This is a genomic window from Escherichia sp. KCJ4928 (genome assembly GCF_004352695.1).
Lineage (GTDB): Bacteria > Pseudomonadota > Gammaproteobacteria > Enterobacterales > Enterobacteriaceae > ECMA0423.
Window position 1 is genome coordinate 16,713 of the sequence record NZ_SJWV01000019.1, and the last position, 26,652, is coordinate 43,364.

16 protein-coding genes are annotated in these 26,652 nt (G+C 53.5%); 11 read left to right on the forward strand and 5 right to left on the reverse strand.

Translation table 11 applies throughout. The features are described from left to right. Positions 1–4: 4 nt before the first annotated feature. The 8 genes from bcsQ (at position 5) to E0D98_RS05210 (ending at position 15,504) form a co-directional block, all read left to right on the forward strand. The gene (gene bcsQ / locus E0D98_RS05175) at positions 5–715 is read left to right on the forward strand and encodes a cellulose biosynthesis protein BcsQ (protein WP_131890541.1); all 711 of its coding nucleotides are present in this window, start codon (positions 5–7) and stop codon (positions 713–715) included. Beyond that, on the forward strand, positions 712–3,330 hold the full coding sequence (gene bcsA / locus E0D98_RS05180; RefSeq protein ID WP_000025914.1) for a UDP-forming cellulose synthase catalytic subunit: 2,619 nt from the start codon (positions 712–714) through the stop codon (positions 3,328–3,330). Before bcsQ ends, bcsA begins: the two co-directional genes overlap by 4 nt. 10 nt (positions 3,331–3,340) lie before the next feature. Then, positions 3,341–5,680 (forward strand): cellulose biosynthesis cyclic di-GMP-binding regulatory protein BcsB, encoded by a 2,340-nt coding sequence (gene bcsB / locus E0D98_RS05185; protein ID WP_000823624.1) that lies wholly within the window; start codon positions 3,341–3,343, stop codon positions 5,678–5,680. A gap of 6 nt (positions 5,681–5,686) precedes the next feature. Continuing rightward, complete coding sequence (gene bcsZ / locus E0D98_RS05190) at positions 5,687–6,793, forward strand: cellulose synthase complex periplasmic endoglucanase BcsZ (protein WP_001307453.1); 1,107 nt, start codon at positions 5,687–5,689, stop codon at positions 6,791–6,793. Further along, positions 6,775–10,248, forward strand: a complete 3,474-nt coding sequence (bcsC, locus tag E0D98_RS05195) for a cellulose synthase complex outer membrane protein BcsC (RefSeq protein ID WP_047089310.1) — start codon at positions 6,775–6,777, stop codon at positions 10,246–10,248. The genes bcsZ and bcsC overlap by 19 nt, the downstream gene beginning before the upstream one ends. Positions 10,249–10,329: 81 nt before the next feature. Continuing rightward, on the forward strand, positions 10,330–12,318 hold the full coding sequence (gene hmsP, locus E0D98_RS05200; protein WP_001266306.1) for a biofilm formation regulator HmsP: 1,989 nt from the start codon (positions 10,330–10,332) through the stop codon (positions 12,316–12,318). A 182-nt stretch (positions 12,319–12,500) separates the two neighbouring features. Then, complete coding sequence (dctA, locus tag E0D98_RS05205; RefSeq protein ID WP_050877174.1) at positions 12,501–13,787, forward strand: C4-dicarboxylate transporter DctC; 1,287 nt, start codon at positions 12,501–12,503, stop codon at positions 13,785–13,787. A 220-nt stretch (positions 13,788–14,007) separates the two neighbouring features. Further along, positions 14,008–15,504, forward strand: coding sequence for a pitrilysin family protein (locus tag E0D98_RS05210; protein WP_001163135.1), 1,497 nt, complete (start codon positions 14,008–14,010; stop codon positions 15,502–15,504). A gap of 95 nt (positions 15,505–15,599) precedes the next feature. Here the strand turns inward: E0D98_RS05210 and kdgK are convergent, their stop codons facing one another. After that, complete coding sequence (kdgK, locus tag E0D98_RS05215) at positions 15,600–16,529, reverse strand: 2-dehydro-3-deoxygluconokinase (protein WP_001296796.1); 930 nt, start codon at positions 16,527–16,529, stop codon at positions 15,600–15,602. A 231-nt stretch (positions 16,530–16,760) separates the two neighbouring features. Between kdgK and pdeH the strand changes: the two genes are divergently transcribed. Together pdeH and E0D98_RS05225 are read left to right on the forward strand one after the other, a co-directional pair. Then, positions 16,761–17,528 carry a cyclic-guanylate-specific phosphodiesterase gene (pdeH, locus tag E0D98_RS05220; protein ID WP_001295219.1) on the forward strand — a complete coding sequence of 256 codons (768 nt, stop codon included), beginning with the start codon at positions 16,761–16,763 and terminating at the stop codon, positions 17,526–17,528. Positions 17,529–17,597: 69 nt separating this feature from the next. Then, complete coding sequence (locus E0D98_RS05225) at positions 17,598–19,658, forward strand: AsmA family protein (RefSeq protein ID WP_001296794.1); 2,061 nt, start codon at positions 17,598–17,600, stop codon at positions 19,656–19,658. Positions 19,659–19,891: 233 nt separating this feature from the next. Here E0D98_RS05225 and E0D98_RS05230 read toward each other — a convergent pair whose 3' ends face one another. The 3 genes from E0D98_RS05230 to E0D98_RS05240 all read right to left on the reverse strand — a co-directional run bounded on the left by E0D98_RS05230 (position 19,892) and on the right by E0D98_RS05240 (position 23,586). Next, the gene (locus tag E0D98_RS05230) at positions 19,892–21,214 is read right to left on the reverse strand and encodes an MFS transporter (RefSeq protein WP_001149003.1); all 1,323 of its coding nucleotides are present in this window, start codon (positions 21,212–21,214) and stop codon (positions 19,892–19,894) included. Positions 21,215–21,624: 410 nt separating this feature from the next. After that, entirely contained in the window at positions 21,625–22,638 is a 1,014-nt protein-coding gene (gene yhjD / locus E0D98_RS05235) for an inner membrane protein YhjD (protein WP_000191257.1), read from the reverse strand. Positions 22,639–22,686: 48 nt separating this feature from the next. After that, positions 22,687–23,586 carry a LysR family transcriptional regulator gene (locus E0D98_RS05240; RefSeq protein WP_001307449.1) on the reverse strand — a complete coding sequence of 300 codons (900 nt, stop codon included), beginning with the start codon at positions 23,584–23,586 and terminating at the stop codon, positions 22,687–22,689. Positions 23,587–24,105: 519 nt separating this feature from the next. Here E0D98_RS05240 and E0D98_RS05245 point away from each other — a divergent pair. Beyond that, entirely contained in the window at positions 24,106–24,708 is a 603-nt protein-coding gene (locus E0D98_RS05245; RefSeq protein ID WP_001167676.1) for a response regulator transcription factor, read from the forward strand. Between the two features lie 50 nt (positions 24,709–24,758). Here E0D98_RS05245 and E0D98_RS05250 read toward each other — a convergent pair whose 3' ends face one another. After that, entirely contained in the window at positions 24,759–26,408 is a 1,650-nt protein-coding gene (locus E0D98_RS05250; protein ID WP_000934218.1) for an alpha,alpha-trehalase, read from the reverse strand. Between the last annotated feature and the right edge of the window lie 244 nt (positions 26,409–26,652).

Genomic DNA, 26,652 nt, shown 5'->3' on the forward strand with positions numbered 1-26,652 from the left:
GTGAATGGCCGTACTGGGATTGCAGGGGGTGCGGGGAGGCGTGGGGACAACAACCATCACCGCCGCATTAGCCTGGTCATTACAAATGTTGGGAGAAAATGTCCTGGTGGTCGATGCCTGCCCGGACAACTTGTTGCGCCTGTCATTTAATGTTGATTTTACCCACCGTCAGGGCTGGGCCAGAGCGATGCTGGATGGCCAGGACTGGCGTGACGCTGGGTTGCGCTACACCTCGCAGCTCGATTTGCTGCCTTTTGGTCAGTTATCCATTGAAGAACAAGAAAATCCACAGCACTGGCAAACCCGGCTGAGCGATATTTGCTCCGGCTTACAGCAACTAAAAGCCAGCGGGCGTTACCAGTGGATTTTAATCGACTTACCGCGTGATGCCTCGCAGATAACCCACCAGCTGCTGAGTTTGTGCGATCACTCGCTGGCAATCGTCAATGTGGATGCCAACTGCCATATCCGCCTGCATCAGCAAGCGCTGCCGGATGGCGCACATATTTTGATTAATAACTTCCGTATTGGCAGTCAGGTTCAGGACGATATTTACCAGCTTTGGTTGCAAAGCCAGCGCCGATTGCTGCCGATGCTCATTCATCGTGATGAAGCGATGGCTGAATGCCTGGCGGCAGAAGAGATACTGACGCTGGCGAACTGGTGCCTGTTGAACTATTCCGGGCTGAAAACGCCAGTCGGGAGTGCATCATGAGTATCCTGACCCGGTGGTTGCTTATCCCGCCGGTCAACGCGCGGCTTATCGGGCGTTATCGCGATTATCGTCGTCACGGTGCGTCGGCTTTCAGCGCGACGCTCGGCTGTTTCTGGATGATCCTGGCCTGGATTTTTATTCCGCTGGAGCACCCGCGCTGGCAGCGTATTCGCGCAGAACATAAAAACCTGTATCCGCATATCAACGCCTCGCGTCCGCGTCCGCTGGACCCGGTCCGTTATCTCATTCAAACATGCTGGTTACTGATCGGTACATCGCGCAAAGAAACGCCGAAACCGCGCAGGCGGGCATTTTCAGGTCTGCAGAATATTCGTGGACGTTACCATCAATGGATGAACGAGCTGCCTGAGCGCGTTAGCCATAAAACACAGCATCTTGATGAGAAAAAAGAGCTCGGTCATTTGAGTGCCGGGGCGCGGCGGTTGATCCTCGGTATCATCGTCACCTTCTCGCTGATTCTGGCGTTAATCTGCGTTACTCAACCGTTTAACCCGCTGGCGCAGTTTATCTTCCTGATGCTGCTGTGGGGTGTAGCGCTGATCGTACGGCGGATGCCGGGGCGCTTCTCGGCGCTAATGTTGATTGTGCTGTCGCTGACCGTTTCTTGCCGTTATATCTGGTGGCGTTACACCTCTACGCTGAACTGGGACGATCCGGTCAGCCTGGTGTGCGGGCTTATTCTGCTCTTCGCTGAAACGTACGCGTGGATTGTGCTGGTGCTCGGCTACTTCCAGGTAGTATGGCCGCTGAATCGTCAGCCGGTGCCATTGCCGAAAGATATGTCGCTGTGGCCGTCGGTGGATATCTTTGTCCCGACTTACAACGAAGATCTCAACGTGGTGAAAAATACTATTTACGCCTCGCTGGGTATCGACTGGCCGAAAGACAAGCTGAACATCTGGATCCTCGATGACGGCGGTAGGGAAGAGTTTCGCCAGTTTGCGCAAAACGTGGGGGTGAAATATATCGCCCGTACCACTCATGAACATGCGAAAGCGGGCAACATCAACAATGCGCTGAAATATGCCAAAGGCGAGTTCGTGTCGATTTTCGACTGCGACCACGTACCAACGCGATCGTTCCTGCAAATGACCATGGGCTGGTTCCTGAAAGAGAAACAGCTGGCGATGATGCAGACTCCACACCACTTCTTCTCGCCGGACCCGTTTGAACGCAACCTGGGGCGTTTTCGTAAAACACCGAACGAAGGCACGCTGTTCTATGGTCTGGTGCAGGATGGCAACGATATGTGGGACGCCACTTTCTTCTGCGGTTCCTGTGCGGTGATTCGTCGTAAGCCGCTGGATGAAATTGGCGGCATTGCTGTCGAAACCGTGACTGAAGATGCGCATACTTCTCTGCGTTTGCACCGTCGTGGCTATACCTCCGCGTATATGCGTATTCCGCAGGCGGCGGGGCTGGCGACCGAAAGTCTGTCGGCGCATATCGGTCAGCGTATTCGCTGGGCACGCGGGATGGTGCAAATCTTCCGTCTCGATAACCCGCTTACCGGTAAAGGGCTGAAATTCGCCCAGCGGCTGTGCTACGTCAACGCCATGTTCCACTTCTTGTCGGGCATTCCACGACTGATCTTCCTGACTGCGCCGCTGGCGTTCCTGCTGCTTCATGCCTACATCATCTATGCGCCAGCGTTGATGATCGCCCTATTCGTGCTGCCGCATATGATCCATGCCAGCCTGACCAACTCCAAGATCCAGGGCAAATATCGCCACTCTTTCTGGAGTGAAATCTACGAAACGGTGCTGGCGTGGTATATCGCACCACCGACGCTGGTGGCGCTGATTAACCCGCACAAAGGCAAATTTAACGTCACCGCCAAAGGTGGACTGGTGGAAGAAGAGTACGTCGACTGGGTGATCTCGCGGCCCTACATCTTCCTTGTTCTACTCAACCTGGTGGGCGTTGCGGTAGGCATCTGGCGCTACTTCTATGGCCCGCCAACCGAGATGCTCACCGTGGTCGTCAGTATGGTGTGGGTGTTCTACAACCTGATTGTTCTTGGCGGCGCAGTTGCGGTATCGGTAGAAAGCAAACAGGTACGCCGATCGCACCGCGTGGAGATGACGATGCCCGCGGCAATTGCCCGCGAAGATGGTCACCTCTTCTCGTGTACCGTTCAGGATTTCTCCGACGGTGGTTTGGGGATCAAGATCAACGGTCAGGCGCAGATTCTGGAAGGGCAGAAAGTGAATCTGTTGCTTAAACGCGGTCAGCAGGAATACGTCTTCCCGACCCAGGTGGCGCGCGTGATGGGTAATGAAGTTGGGCTGAAATTAATGCCGCTCACCACCCAGCAACATATCGATTTTGTGCAGTGTACGTTTGCCCGTGCGGATACATGGGCGCTCTGGCAGGACAGCTACCCGGAAGATAAGCCGCTGGAAAGTCTGCTGGATATTCTGAAGCTCGGCTTCCGTGGCTACCGCCATCTGGCGGAGTTTGCGCCTTCTTCGGTGAAGGGCATATTCCGTGTGCTGACTTCTCTGGTTTCCTGGGTTGTATCGTTTATTCCGCGCCGCCCGGAGCGGAGCGAAACGGCACAACCATCGGATCAGGCTTTGGCTCAACAATGATGATAACGCGATGAAAAGAAAACTATTCTGGATTTGTGCAGTGGCTATGGGGATGAGTGCGTTCCCCTCTTTCATGACGCAGGCGACGCCAGCAACGCAACCACTGATCAATGCTGAGCCAGCTGTAGCCGCCCAGACGGAACAAAATCCGCAGGTGGGGCAAGTGATGCCGGGCGTGCAGGGCGCTGATGCGCCAGTCGTGGCGCAGAACGGTCCTTCGCGTGATGTGAAGCTGACCTTTGCGCAAATTGCGCCGCCGCCGGGCAGCATGGTGCTACGTGGCATTAACCCGAACGGCAGCATTGAGTTTGGTATGCGCAGCGATGAAGTGGTGACGAAGGCGATGCTCAACCTCGAATACACGCCATCGCCATCGTTACTGCCTGTCCAGTCGCAGTTAAAGGTTTATCTCAATGATGAGCTGATGGGCGTGCTGCCAGTGACCAAAGAACAGTTGGGTAAAAAAACGCTGGCGCAAATGCCCATTAACCCACTGTTTATTACCGACTTCAACCGTGTGCGGCTGGAGTTTGTCGGCCATTATCAGGACGTGTGCGAAAACCCGGCCAGCACCACGCTTTGGCTGGATGTTGGGCGGAGCAGTGGACTGGATCTGACCTATCAGACCCTGAATGTGAAGAATGACCTGTCACACTTCCCGGTGCCATTCTTTGACCCGCGCGATAACCGTACTAACACCTTGCCGATGGTCTTTGCGGGTGCGCCGGATGTTGGGCTGCAACAAGCCTCTGCCATTGTCGCCTCGTGGTTTGGTTCGCGTTCTGGCTGGCGTGGGCAGAACTTCCCGGTGCTCTATAACCAACTGCCGGATCGTAATGCCATTGTCTTTGCAACCAACGACAAACGGCCGGACTTCCTGCGCGATCATCCGGCGGTAAAAGCCCCTGTGATTGAGATGATTAACCATCCGCAGAATCCTTACGTCAAACTGCTGGTGGTGTTTGGTCGTGACGACAAAGACCTGTTGCAGGCAGCGAAAGGTATCGCTCAGGGTAACATTCTGTTCCGTGGTGAAAGCGTGGTAGTGAATGAAGTGAAACCGCTGCTACCGCGTAAGCCGTACGATGCGCCGAACTGGGTACGTACCGATCGTCCGGTCACATTTGGCGAACTGAAAACCTATGAAGAACAGTTACAATCCAGCGGTCTTGAGCCAGCAGCGATTAACGTTTCGCTAAACCTGCCGCCGGATCTCTACCTGATGCGCAGTACCGGCATTGATATGGATATTAATTACCGCTACACCATGCCGCCGGTGAAAGACAGTTCGCGGATGGATATCAGCCTGAATAACCAGTTCCTGCAATCCTTCAACCTGAGCAGCAAACAGGAGGCGAACCGCCTGCTGCTGCGGATTCCGGTATTACAAGGTTTGCTGGATGGCAAAACAGATGTCTCTATTCCGGCGCTGAAACTGGGCGCGACCAACCAGCTGCGCTTCGACTTTGAGTATATGAACCCGATGCCGGGCGGCTCGGTGGATAACTGTATTACCTTCCAGCCGGTGCAGAATCATGTGGTGATTGGTGACGACTCCACCATCGACTTCTCGAAGTATTACCACTTCATCCCGATGCCGGATCTACGCGCCTTTGCTAACGCGGGCTTCCCATTCAGCCGGATGGCGGATCTGTCGCAAACCATCACCGTGATGCCGAAAGCGCCTAACGAAGCACAGATGGAAACGTTGCTGAATACTGTTGGTTTTATCGGCGCACAGACGGGCTTCCCGGCGATTAATCTGACGGTGACCGATGATGGCAGCACCATTCAGGGCAAAGATGCCGACATCATGATCATCGGTGGTATCCCGGACAAACTGAAAGACGATAAGCAGATCGACCTATTGGTGCAGGCGACCGAAAGCTGGGTGAAAACACCGATGCGCCAGACCCCGTTCCCCGGCATTGTGCCGGACGAGAGCGATCGCGCGGCAGAAACCCGGTCAACGCTGACCTCTTCCGGTGCGATGGCGGCGGTGATTGGCTTCCAGTCGCCGTATAACGACCAGCGCAGCGTGATTGCGCTGTTGGCAGATAGCCCACGCGGTTATGAAATGCTTAACGATGCGGTGAACGATAGCGGCAAACGCGCCACCATGTTCGGTTCGGTCGCGGTGATCCGCGAGTCCGGTATCAACAGCCTACGTGTTGGCGACGTTTATTACGTAGGTCATCTGCCGTGGTTCGAGCGCGTGTGGTATGCGCTGGCAAACCATCCGATTCTGCTGGCGGTGCTGGCGGCTATCAGTGTGATATTGCTGGCATGGGTACTGTGGCGTCTGCTGCGAATTATTAGTCGTCGTCGTCTTAACCCGGATAACGAGTAATTGAAGATGAATGTGTTGCGTAGTGGAATCGTGACGATGCTGCTGCTGGCTGCCTTTAGTGTTCAGGCAGCCTGTACCTGGCCTGCCTGGGAGCAGTTTAAAAAGGATTACATCAGTCAGGAAGGGCGCGTCATCGACCCCAGCGACGCGCGCAAAATCACCACCTCCGAAGGGCAAAGTTACGGTATGTTCTTTGCCCTGGCGGCTAACGACCGTGTAGCTTTCGATAATATTCTCGACTGGACGCAGAACAATCTCGCTCAGGGCTCTTTAAAAGAACGTTTGCCCGCCTGGCTGTGGGGCAAGAAAGAGAACAGTAAGTGGGAAGTGCTGGACAGCAATTCGGCCTCCGATGGTGATGTCTGGATGGCCTGGTCGTTGCTGGAGGCGGGGCGTTTGTGGAAAGAGCAGCGTTATACCGACATCGGCAGCGCGTTGCTAAAACGTATCGCGCGGGAGGAAGTGGTGACGGTGCCTGGGCTGGGTTCCATGTTGTTACCGGGCAAAGTGGGTTTTGCTGAGGATAACAGCTGGCGTTTTAACCCCAGCTACCTGCCGCCGACGCTGGCGCAGTATTTCACCCGCTTTGGCGCGCCGTGGACCACGCTGCGCGAAACCAATCAACGTTTATTGCTGGAAACCGCCCCGAAAGGTTTTTCGCCAGACTGGGTGCGCTATGAGAAAGACAAAGGCTGGCAGCTAAAAGCCGAAAAAACATTGATCAGCAGCTACGACGCTATCCGCGTTTACATGTGGGTAGGCATGATGCCTGACAGCGATCCGCAAAAAGCGCGGATGCTCAACCGGTTTAAACCGATGGCGACATTCACTGAGAAAAACGGTTATCCGCCGGAAAAAGTGGATGTGGCTACGGGGAAAGCGCAGGGTAAAGGACCGGTCGGTTTTTCTGCCGCCATGCTGCCCTTTTTACAAAACCGCGATGCGCAGGCCGTTCAGCGCCAGCGCGTGGCCGATAACTTTCCCGGCAGCGATGCCTATTACAACTATGTGCTGACCCTGTTTGGACAAGGCTGGGATCAACACCGTTTCCGCTTCTCGACAAAAGGTGAGTTATTACCTGACTGGGGCCAGGAATGCGCAAATTCACACTAAACATATTCACGCTTTCCCTCGGTCTGGCCGTCATGCCGATGGTCGAGGCAGCACCAACCGCTCAGCAACAGTTGCTGGAGCAAGTTCGGTTAGGCGAAGCGACCCATCGTGAAGATCTGGTGCAACAGTCGTTATATCGGCTGGAACTTATTGATCCGAATAACCCGGACGTCGTTGCCGCCCGTTTCCGTTCTTTGTTACGTCAGGGCGATATTGATGGCGCGCAAAAACAGCTCGATCGGCTGTCGCAGTTAGCGCCGAGTTCAAATGCGTATAAATCGTCGCGGACTACGATGCTACTTTCCACGCCGGATGGTCGTCAGGCACTGCAACAGGCACGATTGCAGGCGACGACCGGTCATGCAGAAGAAGCTGTGGCGAGTTACAACAAACTGTTCAACGGTGCGCCGCCGGAAGGTGACATTGCCGTCGAGTACTGGAGTACGGTGGCGAAAATTCCGGCTCGCCGTGGCGAAGCGATTAATCAGCTAAAACGCATTAATGCGGATACGCCGGGCAATACGGGCCTGCAAAACAATCTGGCGCTATTGCTGTTTAGTAGCGATCGGCGTGACGAAGGTTTTGCCGTCCTGGAACAGATGGCAAAATCGAACGCCGGGCGCGAAGGGGCCTCTAAAATCTGGTACGGGCAGATTAAAGACATGCCCGTCAGTGATGCCAGTGTGTCGGCGCTGAAAAAATATCTCTCGATCTTTAGTGATGGCGATAGCGTGGCGGCTGCGCAATCGCAACTGGCAGAACAGCAAAAACAGCTGGCCGATCCTGCTTTCCGCGCTCGTGCGCAAGGTTTAGCGGCGGTGGACTCTGGTATGGCGGGTAAAGCCATTCCCGAACTACAACAGGCGGTGCGGGCGAACCCGAAAGACAGTGAAGCTCTGGGGGCGCTGGGCCAGGCGTATTCTCAGAAAGGCGATCGCGCCAATGCAGTGGCGAATCTGGAAAAAGCCCTCGCACTGGACCCGCACAGCAGCAACAACGACAAATGGAACAGTCTGCTGAAAGTAAACCGCTACTGGCTGGCGATCCAGCAGGGCGATGCTGCGCTGAAAGCCAATAATCCTGACCGGGCAGAACGCCTGTTCCAGCAGGCGCGTAATGTCGATAACACCGACAGTTATGCAGTGCTGGGGCTGGGCGATGTGGCGATGGCGCGAAAAGATTATCCCGCCGCCGAACGTTATTATCAGCAGACCTTGCGTATGGACAGCGGCAACACTAACGCCGTGCGCGGGCTGGCAAATATTTACCGCCAGCAATCGCCAGAAAAAGCTGAAGCGTTTATCGCCTCGCTCTCTGCCAGTCAGCGGCGTAGCATTGATGATATCGAACGCAGCCTGCAAAACGACCGTCTGGCACAGCAGGCAGAGGCACTGGAAAACCAGGGCAAATGGGCGCAGGCGGCAGCACTTCAGCGGCAACGACTGGCGCTGGACCCCGGCAGCGTATGGATTACTTACCGACTTTCGCAGGATCTCTGGCAGGCCGGACAACGCAGCCAGGCCGATATGTTAATGCGCAATCTGGCGCAGCAGAAGCCGAACGACCCGGAGCAGGTTTACGCTTACGGGCTGTACCTCTCTGGTCATGACCAGGACAGAGCGGCGCTGGCGCATATCAACAGCCTGCCGCGCGCGCAGTGGAACAGCAATATTCAGGAGCTGGTTAATCGACTGCAAAGCGATCAGGTGCTGGAAACCGCTAATCGCCTGCGAGAAAGCGGCAAAGAAGCTGAAGCGGAAGCGATGCTGCGCCAGCAACCACCTTCCACGCGTATTGACCTCACGCTGGCTGACTGGGCGCAACAACGACGTGATTACACCGCCGCCCGCGCTGCATATCAGAATGTCCTGACGCGGGAGCCAGCTAACGCCGACGCCATTCTTGGTCTGACGGAAGTGGATATTGCTGCCGGTGACAAAGCGGCGGCACGTAGCCAGCTGGCGAAACTGCCCGCTACCGATAACGCCTCGCTGAACACACAGCGGCGCGTGGCGCTGGCACAGGCGCAGCTTGGCGATACCGCAGCAGCGCAGCGGACGTTTAATAAGTTGATCCCGCAGGCAAAATCTCAGCCACCGTCGATGGAAAGCGCGATGGTGCTGCGTGATGGTGCGAAGTTTGAAGCGCAGGCGGGCGATCCAAAGCAGGCGCTGGAAACCTACAAAGACGCCATGGTCGCATCCGGTGTGACTACGACGCGTCCGCAGGATAACGACACCTTTACCCGACTGACCCGTAACGACGAGAAAGATGACTGGCTGAAACGCGGCGTGCGCAGCGATGCGGCGGACCTCTATCGCCAGCAGGATCTTAACGTCACCCTCGAGCACGATTACTGGGGGTCGAGCGGCACCGGTGGTTACTCCGATCTGAAAGCGCACACTACCATGTTGCAGGTGGATGCGCCGTATTCTGACGGGCGGATGTTCTTTCGCAGTGATTTCGTCAATATGAACGTCGGCAGTTTCTCCACTAATGCCGATGGCAAATGGGATGACAACTGGGGTACCTGTACGTTGCACGACTGTAGTGGCAACCGCAGCCAGTCGGATTCCGGTGCCAGCGTGGCGGTTGGCTGGCGCAACGACACCTGGAGCTGGGATATCGGCACCACGCCGATGGGCTTCAACGTGGTGGATGTGGTCGGCGGCATCAGTTACAGCGATGATATCGGGCCGCTGGGTTACACCGTTAACGCCCACCGTCGGCCCATCTCCAGTTCTTTGCTTGCCTTTGGCGGGCAAAAAGACTCCCCGAGCAATACCGGGAAAAAATGGGGTGGCGTACGTGCCGACGGTGTGGGGCTAAGTCTGAGCTACGATAAAGGTGAAGCAAACGGCGTCTGGGCATCGCTTAGTGGCGACCAGTTAACCGGTAAAAATGTCGAAGATAACTGGCGCGTGCGCTGGATGACGGGCTATTACTATAAGGTCATTAACCAGAACAATCGCCGCGTCACAATCGGCCTGAACAACATGATCTGGCATTACGACAAAGACCTGAGTGGCTACTCACTCGGTCAGGGCGGTTACTACAGTCCGCAGGAATACCTGTCGTTTGCCATACCGGTGATGTGGCGGGAGCGCACGGAAAACTGGTCGTGGGAGCTGGGGGCGTCTGGCTCGTGGTCGCATTCACGCACCAAAACCATGCCGCGTTATCCGCTGATGAATCTGATCCCGACCGACTGGCAGGAAGAAGCTGCGCGGCAATCCAACGATGGCGGCAGCAGTCAGGGCTTCGGCTACACGGCGCGGGCATTACTTGAACGACGTGTTACTTCCAACTGGTTTGTTGGCACGGCAATTGATATCCAGCAGGCGAAAGATTACGCACCCAGCCATTTCCTGCTCTACGTACGTTATTCCGCCGCCGGATGGCAGGGTGACATGGATTTACCGCCGCAGCCGCTGATACCTTACGCCGACTGGTAAGTTTTCAGATAGCGCCTCTCTTAATGCCGCTGCGATCGGGTATACTCGGGCGGCAATCTGGGATTTCCGGGGGGAGACAATTTGCGCGTAAGTCGCTCGTTAACAATCAAGCAGATGGCAATGGTGGCAGCCGTTGTCCTGGTGTTCGTTTTTATTTTTTGCACCGTTTTGCTGTTCCATCTGGTCCAGCAGAATCGCTATAACACGGCTACGCAACTGGAAAGCATTGCTCGCTCTGTCCGCGAACCCTTATCTTCAGCTATTTTGAAAGGCGATATTCCCGAAGCGGAAGCTATTCTTGCCAGCATTAAACCGGCAGGCGTGGTCAGCCGTGCCGATGTAGTGCTGCCTAACCAGTTCCAGGCGCTGCGTAAAAGTTTTATTCCAGAGCGTCCGGTGCCGGTAATGGTTACTCGCCTGTTTGAGCTACCGGTTCAAATCTCGCTGGGCGTCTACTCGCTCGAACGTCCGGCAAATCCGCAGCCAATTGCCTATCTGGTGCTACAGGCGGATTCCTTCCGTATGTATAAGTTCGTGATGAGCACCCTCTCAACGTTAGTGACCATTTACTTACTTTTGTCGTTAATATTGACGGTGGCGATTAGCTGGTGCATTAACCGCCTGATTTTGCATCCGTTACGCAATATTGCTCGCGAACTTAACGCCATCCCAGCCCAGGAGCTTGTTGGTCACCAACTGGCATTACCGCGTCTGCATCAGGACGATGAAATCGGTATGTTGGTGCGCAGTTACAACCTCAACCAGCAATTGCTGCAGCGCCATTATGAAGAACAGAACGAAAATGCGATGCGCTTCCCGGTGTCGGATTTGCCGAACAAAGCCTTGCTGATGGAGATGCTGGAGCAGGTTGTCGCGCGTAAACAAACCACCGCGCTGATGATCATCACCTGTGAAACCCTGCGTGATACTGCGGGCGTGCTGAAAGAGGCGCAACGAGAAATTCTGCTGCTGACGCTGGTGGAAAAACTCAAATCGGTACTGTCGCCACGTATGATCCTCGCGCAGATTAGCGGTTATGACTTTGCTGTCATTGCCAACGGTGTACAGGAACCGTGGCACGCAATCACCTTAGGTCAGCAAGTGCTCACTATCATGAGCGAGCGCCTGCCGATTGAACGTATTCAACTCCGTCCGCACTGTAGCATTGGCGTGGCGATGTTCTACGGCGATCTCACCGCCGAACAGCTTTACAGTCGCGCTATTTCTGCGGCATTTACCGCTCGCCATAAAGGCAAGAATCAGATTCAGTTCTTTGATCCGCAGCAGATGGAAGCCGCCCAGAAGCGGTTGACGGAAGAGAGCGATATCCTTAATGCACTGGAAAATCATCAGTTTGCTATTTGGTTACAGCCACAGGTCGAGATGACCAGCGGAAAACTGGTCAGTGCGGAAGTGTTACTGCGTATCCAGCAACCGGATGGCAGTTGGGACCTGCCGGATGGCTTAATCGATCGCATTGAGTGCTGTGGGCTGATGGTTACCGTCGGTCACTGGGTGCTGGAAGAGTCCTGTCGATTGCTTGCAGCCTGGCAAGAGCGCGGCATTATGCTGCCCTTGTCGGTAAACCTCTCTGCGCTGCAACTGATGCACCCAAATATGGTGGCGGATATGCTGGAACTGTTAACCCGCTATCGCATTCAGCCGGGAACACTGATTCTGGAAGTGACAGAAAGCCGACGTATTGACGACCCTCATGCTGCGGTGGCAATCCTCCGTCCGCTGCGCAATGCCGGAGTTCGGGTGGCGCTGGATGATTTCGGCATGGGCTACGCAGGGCTGCGTCAGCTGCAGCATATGAAATCGTTGCCAATCGACGTACTGAAAATCGACAAAATGTTTGTTGAAGGCTTGCCGGAAGATAGCAGCATGATTGCTGCAATTATCATGCTGGCGCAGAGCCTGAACTTACAAATGATTGCCGAAGGCGTGGAGACTGAAGCACAACGCGACTGGCTGGCAAAAGCGGGCGTTGGTATTGCCCAGGGCTTCCTTTTTGCTCGCCCACTCCCTATTGAAATCTTCGAAGAGAGTTACCTGGAAGAAAAGTAGCTACCCCAAACTGATTACAAAACTTTAAAAAGTGCTGGTTTGTGCGAGCCAGCTCAAACTTTTTAACCTTTTTGTTTCAATTATGATCCAGGTACATTTCTGTGATGTTGTCTGGGTGTTATTTTAAGGCCGCAGGTACCCCATAACCTTACAAGACCTGTGGTTTTACTAAAGGACACCCTATGAAAACCTCTCTGTTTAAAAGCCTTTACTTTCAGGTCCTGACAGCGATAGCCATTGGTATTCTCCTTGGCCATTTCTATCCTGAAATAGGCGAGCAAATGAAACCGCTTGGCGACGGCTTCGTTAAGCTCATTAAGATGATCATCGCTCCTGTCATCTTTTGTACCGTCGTAACGGGCATTGCGGGCATGGAAAGCATGAAGGCGGTCGGTCGTACCGGCGCAGTCGCACTGCTTTACTTTGAAATTGTCAGTAGCATCGCGCTGATTATTGGTCTTATCATCGTTAACGTCGTGCAGCCTGGTGCCGGAATGAACGTCGATCCGGCAACGCTTGATGCGAAAGCGGTAGCGGTTTACGCCGATCAGGCGAAAGACCAGGGCATTGTCGCCTTCATTATGGATGTCATCCCGGCGAGCGTCATTGGCGCATTTGCCAGCGGTAACATTCTGCAGGTGCTGCTGTTTGCCGTACTGTTTGGTTTTGCGCTCCACCGTCTGGGCAGCAAAGGCCAACTGATTTTTAACGTCATCGAAAGTTTCTCGCAGGTCATCTTCGGCATCATCAATATGATCATGCGTCTGGCGCCTATTGGTGCGTTCGGGGCAATGGCGTTTACCATCGGTAAATACGGCGTCGGCACACTGGTGCAACTGGGGCAGCTGATTATCTGTTTCTACATTACCTGTATCCTGTTTGTGGTGCTGGTATTGGGTTCAATCGCTAAAGCGACTGGTTTCAGTATCTTCAAATTTATCCGCTACATCCGTGAAGAACTGCTGATTGTACTGGGGACTTCATCTTCCGAGTCGGCGCTGCCGCGTATGCTCGACAAGATGGAGAAACTCGGCTGCCGTAAATCGGTGGTGGGGCTGGTCATCCCGACAGGCTACTCGTTTAACCTTGATGGCACATCGATATACCTGACAATGGCGGCGGTGTTTATCGCCCAGGCCACTAACAGTCAGATGGATATCGTCCACCAAATCACGCTGTTAATCGTGTTGCTGCTTTCTTCTAAAGGGGCGGCAGGGGTAACGGGTAGTGGCTTTATCGTGCTGGCGGCGACGCTCTCTGCGGTGGGCCATTTGCCGGTAGCGGGTCTGGCGCTGATCCTCGGTATCGACCGCTTTATGTCAGAAGCTCGTGCGCTGACTAACCTGGTCGGTAACGGCGTAGCGACCATTGTCGTTGCTAAGTGGGTGAAAGAACTGGACCACAAAAAACTGGACGATGTGCTGAATAATCGTGCGCCGGATGGCAAAACGCACGAATTATCCTCTTAATCTCATCACTTATGCCCGCACTCCCTTCCCCGAGTGCGGGTGTTTGCGCATAATTGACCCCTGTGCCTGAACTTACCACCTGGGTGAGTTCAGGTTTATTTCACTTCTTCCGTGACATTTTCATGTTCTTGCGGTCTAACACGAAGTGTTTTTAACGTCATTTAGACTGACCGACAACGGGCAGTTTTTTTATTACCAGGATAGTTGATCAGGGGTTCACATGCAGGGCACAAAAATTCGACTTTTAGCGGGCGGTTTGCTGATGATGGCCACTGCTGGCTATGTGCAGGCAGATGCGCTCCAGCCTGATCCAGCATGGCAACAGGGGACGCTTTCCAACGGTTTACAGTGGCAAGTGCTGACCACCCCCCAGCGTCCCAGCGATCGTGTTGAAATTCGCCTGCTGGTTAATACCGGTTCGCTCGCCGAAAGTACACAACAGAGCGGTTACAGTCACGCCATCCCTCGTATTGCGCTAACGCAAAGCGGTGGCCTTGACGCAGCACAGGCGCGTTCATTGTGGCAGCAGGGGATCGACCCTAAACGCCCGATGCCGCCGGTAATTGTCTCGTATGACACTACGCTGTTTAATCTGAGTTTGCCCAATAACCGTAACGATTTGCTGAAAGAGGCGCTCTCTTACCTGGCAAATGCCACTGGCAAACTGACTATCACGCCAGAAACCATCAACCACGCGCTGCAAAGTCAGGACATGGTGGCAACCTGGCCTGCCGATACTAAAGAGGGCTGGTGGCGTTATCGTCTGAAAGGATCAACCTTGTTAGGTCACGATCCTGCCGATCCGCTGAAACAACCCGTTGAAGCGGAAAAAATTAAAGATTTCTATCAGAAATGGTACACCCCGGATGCAATGACGCTACTGGTGGTGGGAAACGTGGATGCGCGCTCGGTTGTCGACCAAATCAACAAAACGTTTGGCGAACTGAAAGGCAAACGTGAAACGCCAGCTCCGGTGCCGACGCTTTCTCCGCTGCGTGCGGAAGCGGTGAGTATTATGACTGACGCGGTGCGTCAGGACCGGTTATCTATCATGTGGGATACGCCGTGGCAGCCGATTCGTGAATCAGCCGCACTGCTGCGCTACTGGCGTGCGGACCTGGCCCGCGAGGCGCTGTTCTGGCATGTTCAGCAAGCGTTAAGCGCCAGTAACAGCAAAGACATCGGTCTTGGATTTGACTGCCGTGTGCTGTATCTGCGTGCGCAGTGTGCCATCAACATCGAATCACCAAACGACAAGCTGAACAGCAACCTTAATCTGGTGGCGCGTGAACTGGCGAAGGTTCGCGATAAAGGTCTGCCGGAAGAAGAGTTCAATGCGTTAGTGGCGCAAAAGAAACTGGAGCTGCAGAAACTGTTTGCCGCCTATGCGCGGGCTGATACCGATATTCTGATGGGTCAGCGGATGCGTTCGTTGCAAAATCAGGTCGTCGATATCGCGCCGGAGCAGTATCAGAAACTGCGGCAGGATTTCCTTAACAGCCTGACGGTGGAGATGTTAAATCAGGATCTGCGTCAGCAGTTGTCGAATGATATGGCGTTAATACTGCTGCAGCCGAAAGGCGAGCCGGAATTTAACATGAAAGCGTTGCAGGCGGCCTGGGATCAAATCATGGCCCCATCGACTGCTGCTGCCGCCACCTCTGTCGCCACGGATGACGTACATCCTGAAGTGACGGATATTCCACCTGCACAGTAATGCCTGATGGTGATGAGTTAGCACAACCATCAGGTATTTATGGATGAGCTGGATAGAGGGGTAACACTTTATCCAGCCTTTTGCATATGCTGCGTTTACGCTGGCATCGCCTCACGCGGGATAATCGCGCCGCGATACTGAATAACGGTACTTGCGGTCAGGTGCCCGCGTTTCGCCGCGTTTTCCGCACTGCCGCCCGTCAAACGTACCGCCAGATAACCGGCGCTGAAAGAGTCGCCAGCTGCGGTGGTATCGATCACTTTTTCTTTCGGCAGTTTCACCGCCGGAACATCCACTAACCCTTCGCCAGCAATGGACACCAGGCAAGAATCCGCCCCGCGTTTCACCACCACTTCTTTCACGCCCGCGTTATGGGTGCGCGCAATGACGTCTTCCACCGGCTGTTGACCCCACAGCGCGTCTTCGTCGTCCAGCGTCAGGAAGGCGATATCCGTGCATTCCAGCATTTGCTGGTACACCTGCTGTGTCTCTTCTTTGCTGGCCCACAGGCGCGGACGATAGTTATTGTCGAAAATCACTTTTCCGCCGTTGGCGCGGCATTCGCGCAGCAGGGAAAGCAGTTTCTCGCGGCTGGTCGGGCTTAAGATCGCCAGGCTAATCCCGCTCAGGTAGAGATAATCGAAATTCGCCAGCTCTTCGCAAATCGCCGCAGACTGCTCGCTCTCCAGCCAGAATTTTGCCGCGGCTTCGTTACGCCAGTAGTAGAACGTACGTTCGCCGGTGCTGTCGGTTTCAATGTAGTAAAGGCCCGGCAGACGGTTTTCCATCCGTTGGGTTAGGGAAGTATCAACGTTCTCGCCGTGCCAGGCGTCCAGCATTTGCTGGCTAAAACTGTCCGTTCCCAGCGCCGTTACGTAATGAACGGTTAATGCCGCAGGATCGACCTGACGGGCGATATAGACGGAAGTGTTCAGGGTATCGCCGCCGAAACCGCGCTTAACGTCCGCGCCTTTCTCGGAAAGCTCAATCATGCATTCGCCAATCACGGCAATCTTTTTGGACATAGTCGTGAACCTGATCTGTAAAAAATTAGCGTTAGTTTGCGCTGTGGTGGTTTGCTGGTCAACCATATTAAAACAGTGTTCCATTATTTTTTTGAGCCAGGACGTATTCCTGAAAGATTCCGTTGTGGAGTGAGGAAATTTACCCCGGCCAGGCGGTAAAGTTCTGCCCTTACGCGCCGATAATCTTTGTCGAGTCCGGGCAGCATCACTTTTAAACACAGGACATCTTTGATGATAAGGCAGGTTATCCAGCGAATAAGCAACCCTGAAGCAAGCATCGAGAGCTTGCAGGAACGGCGTTTTTGGTTGCAGTGTGAGCGTGCTTACACCTGGCAGCCGATCTATCAAACATGCGGGCGGTTAATGGCCGTGGAGCTATTAACGGTGGTCACGCATCCCTTGAACCCTTCGCAACGCCTGCCGCCGGATCGCTATTTTACTGAAATCACCGTCAGCCATCGGATGGAGGTTGTGAAAGAGCAGATTGATTTGTTGGCGCAAAAAGCCGACTTCTTTATAGAGCACGGCCTGCTGGCATCGGTCAATATTGATGGCCCTACGCTCATCGCCCTGCGTCAGCAACCAAAAATCCTGCGCCAGATTGAGCGTCTTCCCTGGCTGCGTTTCGAACTGGTGGAACACATCCGCCTGCCGAAAGATTCAACCTTTGCCTCGATGTGTGAATTTGGCCCGCTGTGGCTGGATGATTTTGGCACCGGGATGGCAAATTTCTCTGCGCTAAGTGAAGTGCGTTATGACTACATCAAAATCGCGCGAGAGCTGTTCGTGATGCTGCGTCAGTCGCCGGAAGGCCGCACACTCTTTTCTCAGCTTTTACATCTAATGAATCGCTATTGTCGCGGGGTGATTGTCGAGGGCGTAGAAACACCGGAAGAGTGGCGTGATGTTCAGAACTCGCCCGCATTCGCCGCACAAGGCTGGTTTCTTTCACGCCCGGCACCGATAGAAACGCTGAATACGGCGGTTCTGGCGCTATAAGCTGCCTCATTTTCCGCCTGGCTGGACTATCTTTAGGACTGGCACAGGAAGAATATGAGGAAGCGAACGATGAGCAAGGCAGGCAAAATAACCGCTGCGATTTCAGGGGCTTTCTTGTTGTTGATTGTCGTGGCGATCATTTTGATTGCAACTTTTGACTGGAATCGACTCAAACCGACCATCAACCAGAAAGTCTCTGCGGAGTTGAATCGTCCGTTCGCTATCCGTGGCGATCTGGGCGTGGTGTGGGAGCGGCAAAAACAAGAAACTGGCTGGCGCAGCTGGGTGCCGTGGCCCCATGTACACGCGGAAGACATCATTCTTGGCAATCCACCGGATATTCCCGAAGTCACGATGGTGCATTTGCCACGCGTAGAGGCAACGCTGGCCCCGCTGGCGCTGCTGACCAAAACGGTCTGGCTGCCGTGGATCAAGCTCGAAAAGCCCGACGCGCGCCTGATTCGCCTCTCCGAAAAGAACAATAACTGGACGTTTAATCTCGCCAACGATGATAACAAAGACGCGAATGCAAAGCCGTCGGCATGGTCGTTTCGGCTGGATAATATTCTTTTCGATCAAGGGCGGATCGCCATTGATGACAAAGTAAGCAAAGCGGATCTGGAGATTTTTGTTGATCCGTTAGGCAAGCCGCTGCCGTTCAGCGAAGTTACTGGATCGAAAGGTAAAGCGGATAAAGAAAAGGTGGGCGATTACGTTTTTGGCCTGAAGGCGCAGGGACGTTATAACGGTGAACCGCTCACGGGTACGGGAAAAATAGGCGGTATGCTGGCGCTGCGTGGCGAAGGGACGCCGTTTCCGGTACAGGCTGATTTCCGCTCTGGTAACACCCGTGTTGCTTTTGATGGCGTCGTGAATGACCCAATGAAGATGGGCGGTGTCGATTTACGGCTTAAATTTTCTGGCGATTCACTGGGTGATCTCTATGAACTGACGGGCGTTCTGCTGCCCGATACCCCGCCGTTTGAAACGGATGGTCGGCTGGTAGCGAAAATCGACACTGAAAAATCGTCGGTCTTTGATTATCGCGGTTTTAATGGGCGAATTGGCGATAGCGATATCCACGGTTCTCTGGTCTACACCACCGGAAAGCCACGACCAAAACTGGAAGGTGATGTCGAGTCGCGGCAATTGCGGCTGGCGGACCTGGGACCGTTAATTGGCGTTGACTCCGGGAAAGGGGCAGAAAAGTCGAAACGGTCTGAACAGAAGAAGGGCGAAAAAAGCGTTCAGCCTGCGGGCAAAGTGCTGCCTTATGACCGCTTCGAAACCGATAAATGGGACGTTATGGATGCCGATGTTCGCTTCAAAGGGCGGCGCATTGAGCATGGCAGTAGCCTGCCGATTAGCGATCTTTCTACTCATATCATCCTCAAAAATGCTGACCTGCGCCTGCAACCGCTGAAATTTGGCATGGCGGGCGGCAGCATTGCGGCGAATATTCATCTGGAAGGCGATAAAAAGCCGATGCAGGGGCGGGCAGATATTCAGGCTCGTCGACTGAAACTGAAAGAACTGATGCCCGATGTGGAACTGATGCAGAAGACGCTGGGGGAAATGAACGGTGACGCGGAACTACGCGGTAGCGGTAACTCGGTGGCGGCACTTTTAGGCAACAGTAACGGCAACCTGAAACTGTTGATGAATGACGGGCTGGTGAGCCGCAACCTGATGGAGATTGTTGGGCTGAATGTCGGCAACTACATTGTCGGTGCGATATTTGGTGACGATGAGGTGCGGGTGAACTGCGCGGCGGCGAATCTGAATATTGCCAACGGCGTGGCGCGCCCGCAGATTTTTGCTTTCGATACTGAGAACGCGTTGATTAATGTTACCGGCACGGCAAGTTTTGCTTCGGAACAGCTGGATTTGACTATTGATCCGGAGAGTAAAGGGATTCGGATTATCACACTGCGTTCGCCGCTGTATGTGCGTGGGACGTTTAAAAATCCGCAGGCTGGGGTGAAAGCCGGGCCGTTGATTGCCCGTGGTGCTGTTGCTGCGGCACTGGCAACGCTGGTAACACCGGCGGCGGCGTTACTGGCACTGATCTCACCTTCCGAAGGGGAGGCTAATCAGTGTCGGACGATATTGTCGCAGATGAAGAAGTGATGAGGTTGGATTGTGTTTGCTGGTGAGTTCGGGAGCAGCGTGTTCCCCTCACCCTAACCCTCTCCCCAAAGGGGCGAGGGGACTGTTTTGTGCGTGTTGAAACAACGAGTACCGCTTTTCCGTTCACTTTCTGGGGGAGGGCTGTTATGTTCGCGATATAACATCTCGCTCCGCTTTTCTCCCTCTCCCTTTCAGGGAGAGGGCTGGGGTGAGGGTGGCTGCCCACACGATACTTACAACGACTGATGTCGCGTCTCATGGGTCAGCAGCAGGGCGATTAACGTCAAGCCAGCCATCGCCGCCAGATATAACCCCACCGCACCTAACCCGTAGTTAGTCTGCAACCAGGCTGCGATATACGGCGCAACGGAAGCCCCGAGAATCGACGCTACGTTGTAAGAGAACGATGCTCCGGTGTAACGCACTTCTGTTGGGAACAGCTCTGGTAACAGCGCGCCCATCGGCCCGAAGGTCAGCCCCATCAGACTTAACCCCAGCAGCAGGAAGGCAAAAACCAGAATCGGGTTGCCAGAACCGAGCAGCGGGTTAAAGGCGAACAGCGCGAACAGGATGATCAGCGTGGTGATAATTACCATGCTTTTACGGCGACCAAAGGCATCAGCCAGTAATCCGGCGACTGGCACCATCACGCCAAAACCAATAACTGCCATCATCAGCATCCACAACACTTCGTTACGTGGCAGGCCAAGCCCAACTGGCGCGGCGGCGGTACTGAAGGTCATAGAGTAGACCGTCATGATGTAAAACAGCGTATATGTTGCCAGCATGATGAACGTACCCAGTACGGTTACGCGAACATGTTTGGTCAGCAGCGTACCCAGCGGGATCTTCACCTGTTTTTTCGCTTTAGCGACTTTCTCAAACACCGGCGACTCATGCAGCGACACGCGAACATACAGGCCGATAATGACCAGCACCGCCGAGAAGATAAATGGCACACGCCAGCCCCAGCTCATAAACTGCTCATCGGTCAGTAGCCAGGAAAGCAGCAAGAAAGTGCCGTTGGCAAAGAAGAAGCCAATCGGTGCGCCCAGCTGTGGGAAGGAGCCATACAGTGCACGTTTGCGCGGTGGGGCGTTTTCAGTCGCCAGCAGCGCCGCGCCGCCCCATTCACCGCCTAAGCCCAGACCCTGACCAAATCGAGCCAGCGCCAGCAGCAGTGGGGCGAAAATACCAATCGTGGCATAGCCCGGCAGCAGACCAATCACCACGGTCGAAATCCCCATCGTTAGCAACGAGGCGACCAGCGTCGCTTTACGCCCAACGCGATCGCCAAAATGACCAAAAACGGCAGAGCCAATGGGGCGCGCGACGAAGGCGATGGCGAAGGTGGCGAGCGACTGTAGCGTTGCTGCCGTTGGATCGCCCTGCGGGAAGAAGATATGCGGAAACACAATAACGGCCGCAGTGGCGTAAATGTAAAAGTCGAAGAACTCAATGGCCGTGCCAATGAGAGAGGCGACAAGGACTTTATTACGCGAGTTGATCGGCGTGTATTCTTGCTCGTGGTCGAGTGTTGTGGCTGTTGCTTGCATAATCTTTTCTTATTTTTTGGCTAACGAATAGCCATATTACGCACAGCAAAAGTGATATTTCAATGTGTAACAAATCGCGGAAATGGTCAAAAACCAGGCAAAAAGGGGATAATGTTTAGGCCAGTGATTTTTCTTCTATGAAATGCTTCACATAATTTTATAAATAGTGGATAAAACTGGTTTCAGGTTAAATAAAAGTTACCAACTGGATTTATATGCTGGGGTTATGAGTTGGAATGAAATTGTTTGCTCCCAAATAGATGGCTGAAGAGGCTCTGGGGAAGAGTTTCAAGAGGTTATGTGCGCATTATAGCCGGATGCGATGCTGGCGCATCTTATCCGGCCTACGGGGAGCCAGGCCGAATAAAATCGTATGCCGGATAAGGCGTTTACGCCGCATCCGGCCTATTTTAAGGCTGCGTTTTCCCTGGCATTCGCGGGTCGTCTTTATATTCGGCGGTGGCAATCCACGCCGCGCAAAACAGCGTCAAACGGGCGAAGAAGTAGAAAAATGCCATCAGCCCCAGCACGGAACCAAATGCTGCGCCAGAGGGGGATTTCATCAGCGATGGCAGGGTGTAGGTCATCACGATTTTAATCACTTCAAAACCAATAGCAGCCAGAAATGTTCCGCGAATCAGGGCTTTTTTGCGCGGACGGTGGCGCGGTAACCGCCAGAAGATCCAGAAGAAAAGCAGATAGTTGGCGAAGATGGAAATCGCCAGGCCAATCAACCGCCACGTCGGTTTCAGCCACTCAATGCTGTTCAGGTGCAGGGCGCTAATAATCATTTGCTGCGCCGAACCGGCAACCGAGGTGATCGAAAGCGTCACAATCAGCGCAATCAACAAACCAATCAGCGAAATAAAATCACGCAGATATTTTACCCAGAACTTCTCCTGATCTTGCGGCGAGCGTTCCCAGACATCGCGCGACTGGGCACGAATCGCTTCACGCAGGTTACCCATCCAGTTGATGCCGGAATAAAGCGCCACCGCCAGGCCGACAAGCCCTACAGTCGTACGCTGCTGAACGGCGGTGTTGATGGTGTTTTTCAACGTGGCGGCTAGCGTCGGATCGCTGATGTTTTGCAGAATTTTGTCGAAGATATCCTGTAGCAACATCGGATGGGAGGCCAGCACAAAGCCCCCTGCGGCAAACGACACCATCAAAATCGGGATCATCGATAAAAATGAGAAATAGGTGATAGCCGCACCAAACTGGTTACCCAGCCGATCGTTAAAGCGTTCTGTCGCGCGAATCAGGTGCGCAATAACCGGTTGGCGTTGGACTTTTTCGGCAGTGGTGGTGACGGTTTCCAGCGCCTGGCTAACTTTGCCGCCTTTCTCGCTATTATCCAACTGCTTAATCGGCTCGTGCTCCAGATCCTGGGTGGGACGTTTGATCTCGTTTTCCTGCGTCATCCGCTCTTTTGTCCTTCTGTCGTGGTCATTCTTAAAAAGTATAGTCGGTCAGTCCAGGTGCTCTTTCATTACGCCAGCCAGCCACTGCATAAACAGGTTTACACGCCGGGAAAGCTCCCGACGCTGCGGGTAAACCAGCGAAAGGGAGAGCGGCTCGGCACGGTAGCCTGGCAACACTTCAATAAGCCGCCCGGCACGCAGGGCTTCGCGCACGGCAATGCGCGGGATCTGAATAATCCCCAGACCGGCAAGACCGGCGGCGAGATAGTTTTCGCTACTGTTTACCGTCAACATGCCGCCAGACTTAAACCACTGGACGCCATTAACGCTGGCAACCTCAAAACCTAACGGATGTACACCCAGGTGCGGTGTATAACGCACTATTGCGTGTGAAGTCAGATCATCGGGGCTTTGCGGATAACCAAAGCGCGTCAGATAGTGCGGACTGGCACAGTTGACCATGGTCAGTTTGCCGAGGGGACGGGCGATAACGCCATCTTCCGGTAACGCGCCAGTGCGTATCACGCAATCAAAACCATCATGAAGAATATCTACCGGACGGTCATGGCTACTCAGTTCCAGCTCAATTCCCGGATGCAGATAGAGAAATTCCGACAGGCGCGGCAGTAACAGGCTTTTCGCGATTCCTGGCGGGATGTCGATGCGTAATTTACCGCTGATACTGGTGGCATCCTGTTGAAACAGACCGTCCAGTTCGCTGAGATTACTCAACACATCTTTTGCTCGTTGATAATAGGTCATGCCTTCTGGCGTGAGTTTGACCCGTCGCGTGGTGCGCTGGAGAAGCTGGGTGCCAAGTTGATGTTCCAGTGCCTGTATCTGGCGCGAAACACTTCCTTTTGGCAAAGCAAAGAAATCCGCCGCGCGGGAAAAACTTTCCAGCTCCGCGACTTTGATGAACAACTGCATTGCGTGAATTTTATCCATTTCTTTGACCGATTGTTGTTCACAGCGAAACAGTAACGCGCATATCGCATTGTTTATTGTTTTTTCTAACATCTAATGCCGGGTTTCACAATGTTGTCATGACGAATGTGGCGATTTCTCAGCAGGAAAAGGGCGGAATAGCTTTCTGAGAAAGGTGAATCCCCCTAAACAGAGCGTATTTTTCAGCGATTCCCTTTAAAGTGAATAGAGGACGTGTTGGCTATTTGTGCTTATTTTTGTCTCATTGCCGTTTGTTATTTTTGCTTGTGGTCGCGGAGTTTCATTTTTAATTGCATGCGTACTAACCACCAATATAAGGAAATCCTCAAAATTGTTTTAAATAGTGCCCTCGACATGTAATTTCAGGCGTTTAGCTGTAACTATTTATATCGGTAACTATTTTCTACGCGTCATCTCTGTAGAATGGCCACCGCCAAATGGCGAATTCTTATTTTTTCTCGCGGGTAATACCCTTCCACTACTTAAGTCTTTTTAACGTATTCAGGTGGAGATTCAGTTATGCAAATAGTCATGTTTGACAGGCAGTCAATATTTATTCATGGAATGAAAATCAGTTTACAGCAGCGTATTCCAGGAGTGAGTATTCAGGGGGCCAGTCAGGCAGACGAGTTATGGCAAAAGCTGGAAAGTTACCCTGAAGCCTTAGTTATGCTCGATGGCGATCAGGATGGTGAGTTTTGCTACTGGTTGCTGCAAAAAACCGTGGTGCAGTTTCCTGAGGTTAAGGTGTTAATCACGGCGACGGATTGCAATAAACGGTGGTTACAGGAAGTTATTCATTTTAATGTGCTGGCCATTGTGCCTCGTGATTCAACCGTCGAGACATTTGCGTTGGCGGTAAATAGTGCGGCGATGGGGATGATGTTTCTGCCTGGAGACTGGCGGACGACGCCGGAAAAGGACATTAAAGATCTCAAATCGTTAAGCGCCCGCCAGCGGGAGATTTTAACCATGTTAGCGGCGGGCGAATCAAATAAGGAGATCGGCAGAGCGCTGAATATCAGTACCGGAACGGTAAAAGCGCATCTGGAATCCCTGTATCGCCGTCTGGAAGTGAAAAATCGCACCCAGGCGGCAATGATGTTAAATATCTCCTCCTGAAGAGGATAATTTTACAGCCAGCAGGAAGTTAGCGGCTGGCTGTAAAAATATTATGGTTCGCCGTACAAACCAATTAAACGGCGTACCACACCGTTAGTCCAGCCAAACCCATCCTGCAACGGATACTCGCCACCGCCGCCTTCGCGGGGAACACCATCGGCAATATGGTATTTCTCGATCATTTTGTGCTGTTCCAGATAGAACTGATTCACCGTTTTCAGCCAGCTGCGCGCGATTTCATCACCCAGAAGGTCATCGCCATACATTTTAAATCCCTGAATTGCCATCCATTGTAACGGTGCCCAGCCATTGGGTTTATCCCACTGTTCACCGGTTTCGTACTCGCTTGCCAGAATCCCGCCAGGTGTCAGTAACCGGCTGCGTACGGCGTTTGCCAGACGATCGGCCTGTTCATGGTTCGCCATGCCGACATAGAGCGGCACAATGGCGGCAGCGGAAAACAGTGCCAGTTGTTCGCGTCGCCAGTCGTAATCGCGGTAGATGCCGTTTTCATCATCCCAGAGGTAACGGTTTACCGCATCGCGACGGGCACTGGCCTTCTGGCGGAACAGCGCTTCTGTCTCTTTCTCGCCTTTCAGCGCCGAGATGTTGGCGATGGCGCTCTCCAGTTTAAACAGGAAGGCATTCAGATCGATGGGGATGAACTGGGTGGTACGAATGCTCGCCAGACGACCAGTATCACGCAGCCAACGGGAAGAGTAATCCCAACCTGAGGCCGCTCCCGCGCGTAAATCGCGGTACACCTCGTTGGGCGGGCGACCAGAATGTTTCGCGGTTTCAACGTCCTCAAGCCAGGATTCGTCACGCGGCGTGTCGCGATCGTCCCAATAACGGTTGAGCAGCGATCCGTCCGGCATCCGCACAACATGGCGATAGGCCTGATTAGGGATCAACGATTCTGCACCGTCCATCCAGAAGGCATATTCCATTTTAAGGTGGTCGAGATAGCGGCGCGCACCGCGTACACCATCTTCTTCAAACAACTCCACCATCAGCGCAAAAACCGGTGGTTGCGATCGGCTCAAATAATAGGTGCGGTTGCCGTTGGGGATGTGACCATAGTTTTCGATCATCCAGGCGAAGTTATCGGCCATGCATTTCAGCAAATCTTCCCGACCACTTTCCGCCAGCCCCAGCATGGTGAAATAGGAATCCCAATAGTAGGTTTCGCTAAAACGGCCGCCCGGGACAATATATGACTGCGGTAGCGCCAGCAGAGAAGACCACGGAATGTGATCCTGTGGTTCGCGGGTTAGCACCGGCCACAGCTGGTCGATATGCTCTTTCAGGGAATTTTGCGGGTCCGATACATACTCGCTGGAGTAGACCTCCGGCAGCCAGAAGTGATTTTCAACAAACTTGCGCAAGTCAAAATCACGATGACGGCGCACTTTACGGTAGCGGATTAAAATATCCAGCGGGTCCATTTTGGGTGCGCAGTCGGGAAAGGTTTTACTGTCGGGGAAAATTTTCGCCGACTGAACATGCTCGAACAGTTCGAGATAGCGATCGGCAGGCGTCAGCGCATCAGAGGCGGGCAGCCCTTCAATCATCTCGGGTTCCGGTTCTGCCTCGATCATCTCATCCAGTTTTAATTCATACGGGTCCAGCTCATAGCAGAGATCGACTTCGATCATCAGTTCGTCTGGATTAGGGTTTTGAATTTTCTGATTGAGCATAAGGATCCAACCTCCGAAATTCGTCGCTAATTATCGGGCTTTTCTTTAAGGGTAGTCATTCGCTCCGCCTGATGGGCGACAAAGCGTGCGGTGGATCACGTTTATTAACCTGTCAAAAAATATAACGCACTAATATCCATGGAATTTATAAAAATACGGATTTCGTGTTGTTTTTCATTTTCAGAACATTCAATCCTGCTCTCGCCGCAATCATGATATGCCATTCCTGATCTGGGTAATAGGC

Excerpts from the sequence above, each read along its gene's own strand:
- bcsQ (WP_131890541.1), top strand. The coding sequence starts at position 5 with ATGGCCGTACTGGGATTGCAGGGGGTGCGGGGAGGCGTGGGGACAACA.
- bcsA (WP_000025914.1), top strand. The coding sequence starts at position 712 with ATGAGTATCCTGACCCGGTGGTTGCTTATCCCGCCGGTCAACGCGCGG.
- bcsB (WP_000823624.1), top strand. The coding sequence starts at position 3,341 with ATGAAAAGAAAACTATTCTGGATTTGTGCAGTGGCTATGGGGATGAGT.
- bcsZ (WP_001307453.1), top strand. The coding sequence starts at position 5,687 with ATGAATGTGTTGCGTAGTGGAATCGTGACGATGCTGCTGCTGGCTGCC.
- bcsC (WP_047089310.1), top strand. The coding sequence starts at position 6,775 with ATGCGCAAATTCACACTAAACATATTCACGCTTTCCCTCGGTCTGGCC.
- dctA (WP_050877174.1), top strand. The coding sequence starts at position 12,501 with ATGAAAACCTCTCTGTTTAAAAGCCTTTACTTTCAGGTCCTGACAGCG.
- E0D98_RS05210 (WP_001163135.1), top strand. The coding sequence starts at position 14,008 with ATGCAGGGCACAAAAATTCGACTTTTAGCGGGCGGTTTGCTGATGATG.
- kdgK (WP_001296796.1), bottom strand. The coding sequence starts at position 16,529 with ATGTCCAAAAAGATTGCCGTGATTGGCGAATGCATGATTGAGCTTTCC.
- pdeH (WP_001295219.1), top strand. The coding sequence starts at position 16,761 with ATGATAAGGCAGGTTATCCAGCGAATAAGCAACCCTGAAGCAAGCATC.
- E0D98_RS05225 (WP_001296794.1), top strand. The coding sequence starts at position 17,598 with ATGAGCAAGGCAGGCAAAATAACCGCTGCGATTTCAGGGGCTTTCTTG.
- E0D98_RS05230 (WP_001149003.1), bottom strand. The coding sequence starts at position 21,214 with ATGCAAGCAACAGCCACAACACTCGACCACGAGCAAGAATACACGCCG.
- yhjD (WP_000191257.1), bottom strand. The coding sequence starts at position 22,638 with ATGACGCAGGAAAACGAGATCAAACGTCCCACCCAGGATCTGGAGCAC.
- E0D98_RS05240 (WP_001307449.1), bottom strand. The coding sequence starts at position 23,586 with ATGGATAAAATTCACGCAATGCAGTTGTTCATCAAAGTCGCGGAGCTG.
- E0D98_RS05245 (WP_001167676.1), top strand. The coding sequence starts at position 24,106 with ATGCAAATAGTCATGTTTGACAGGCAGTCAATATTTATTCATGGAATG.
- E0D98_RS05250 (WP_000934218.1), bottom strand. The coding sequence starts at position 26,408 with ATGCTCAATCAGAAAATTCAAAACCCTAATCCAGACGAACTGATGATC.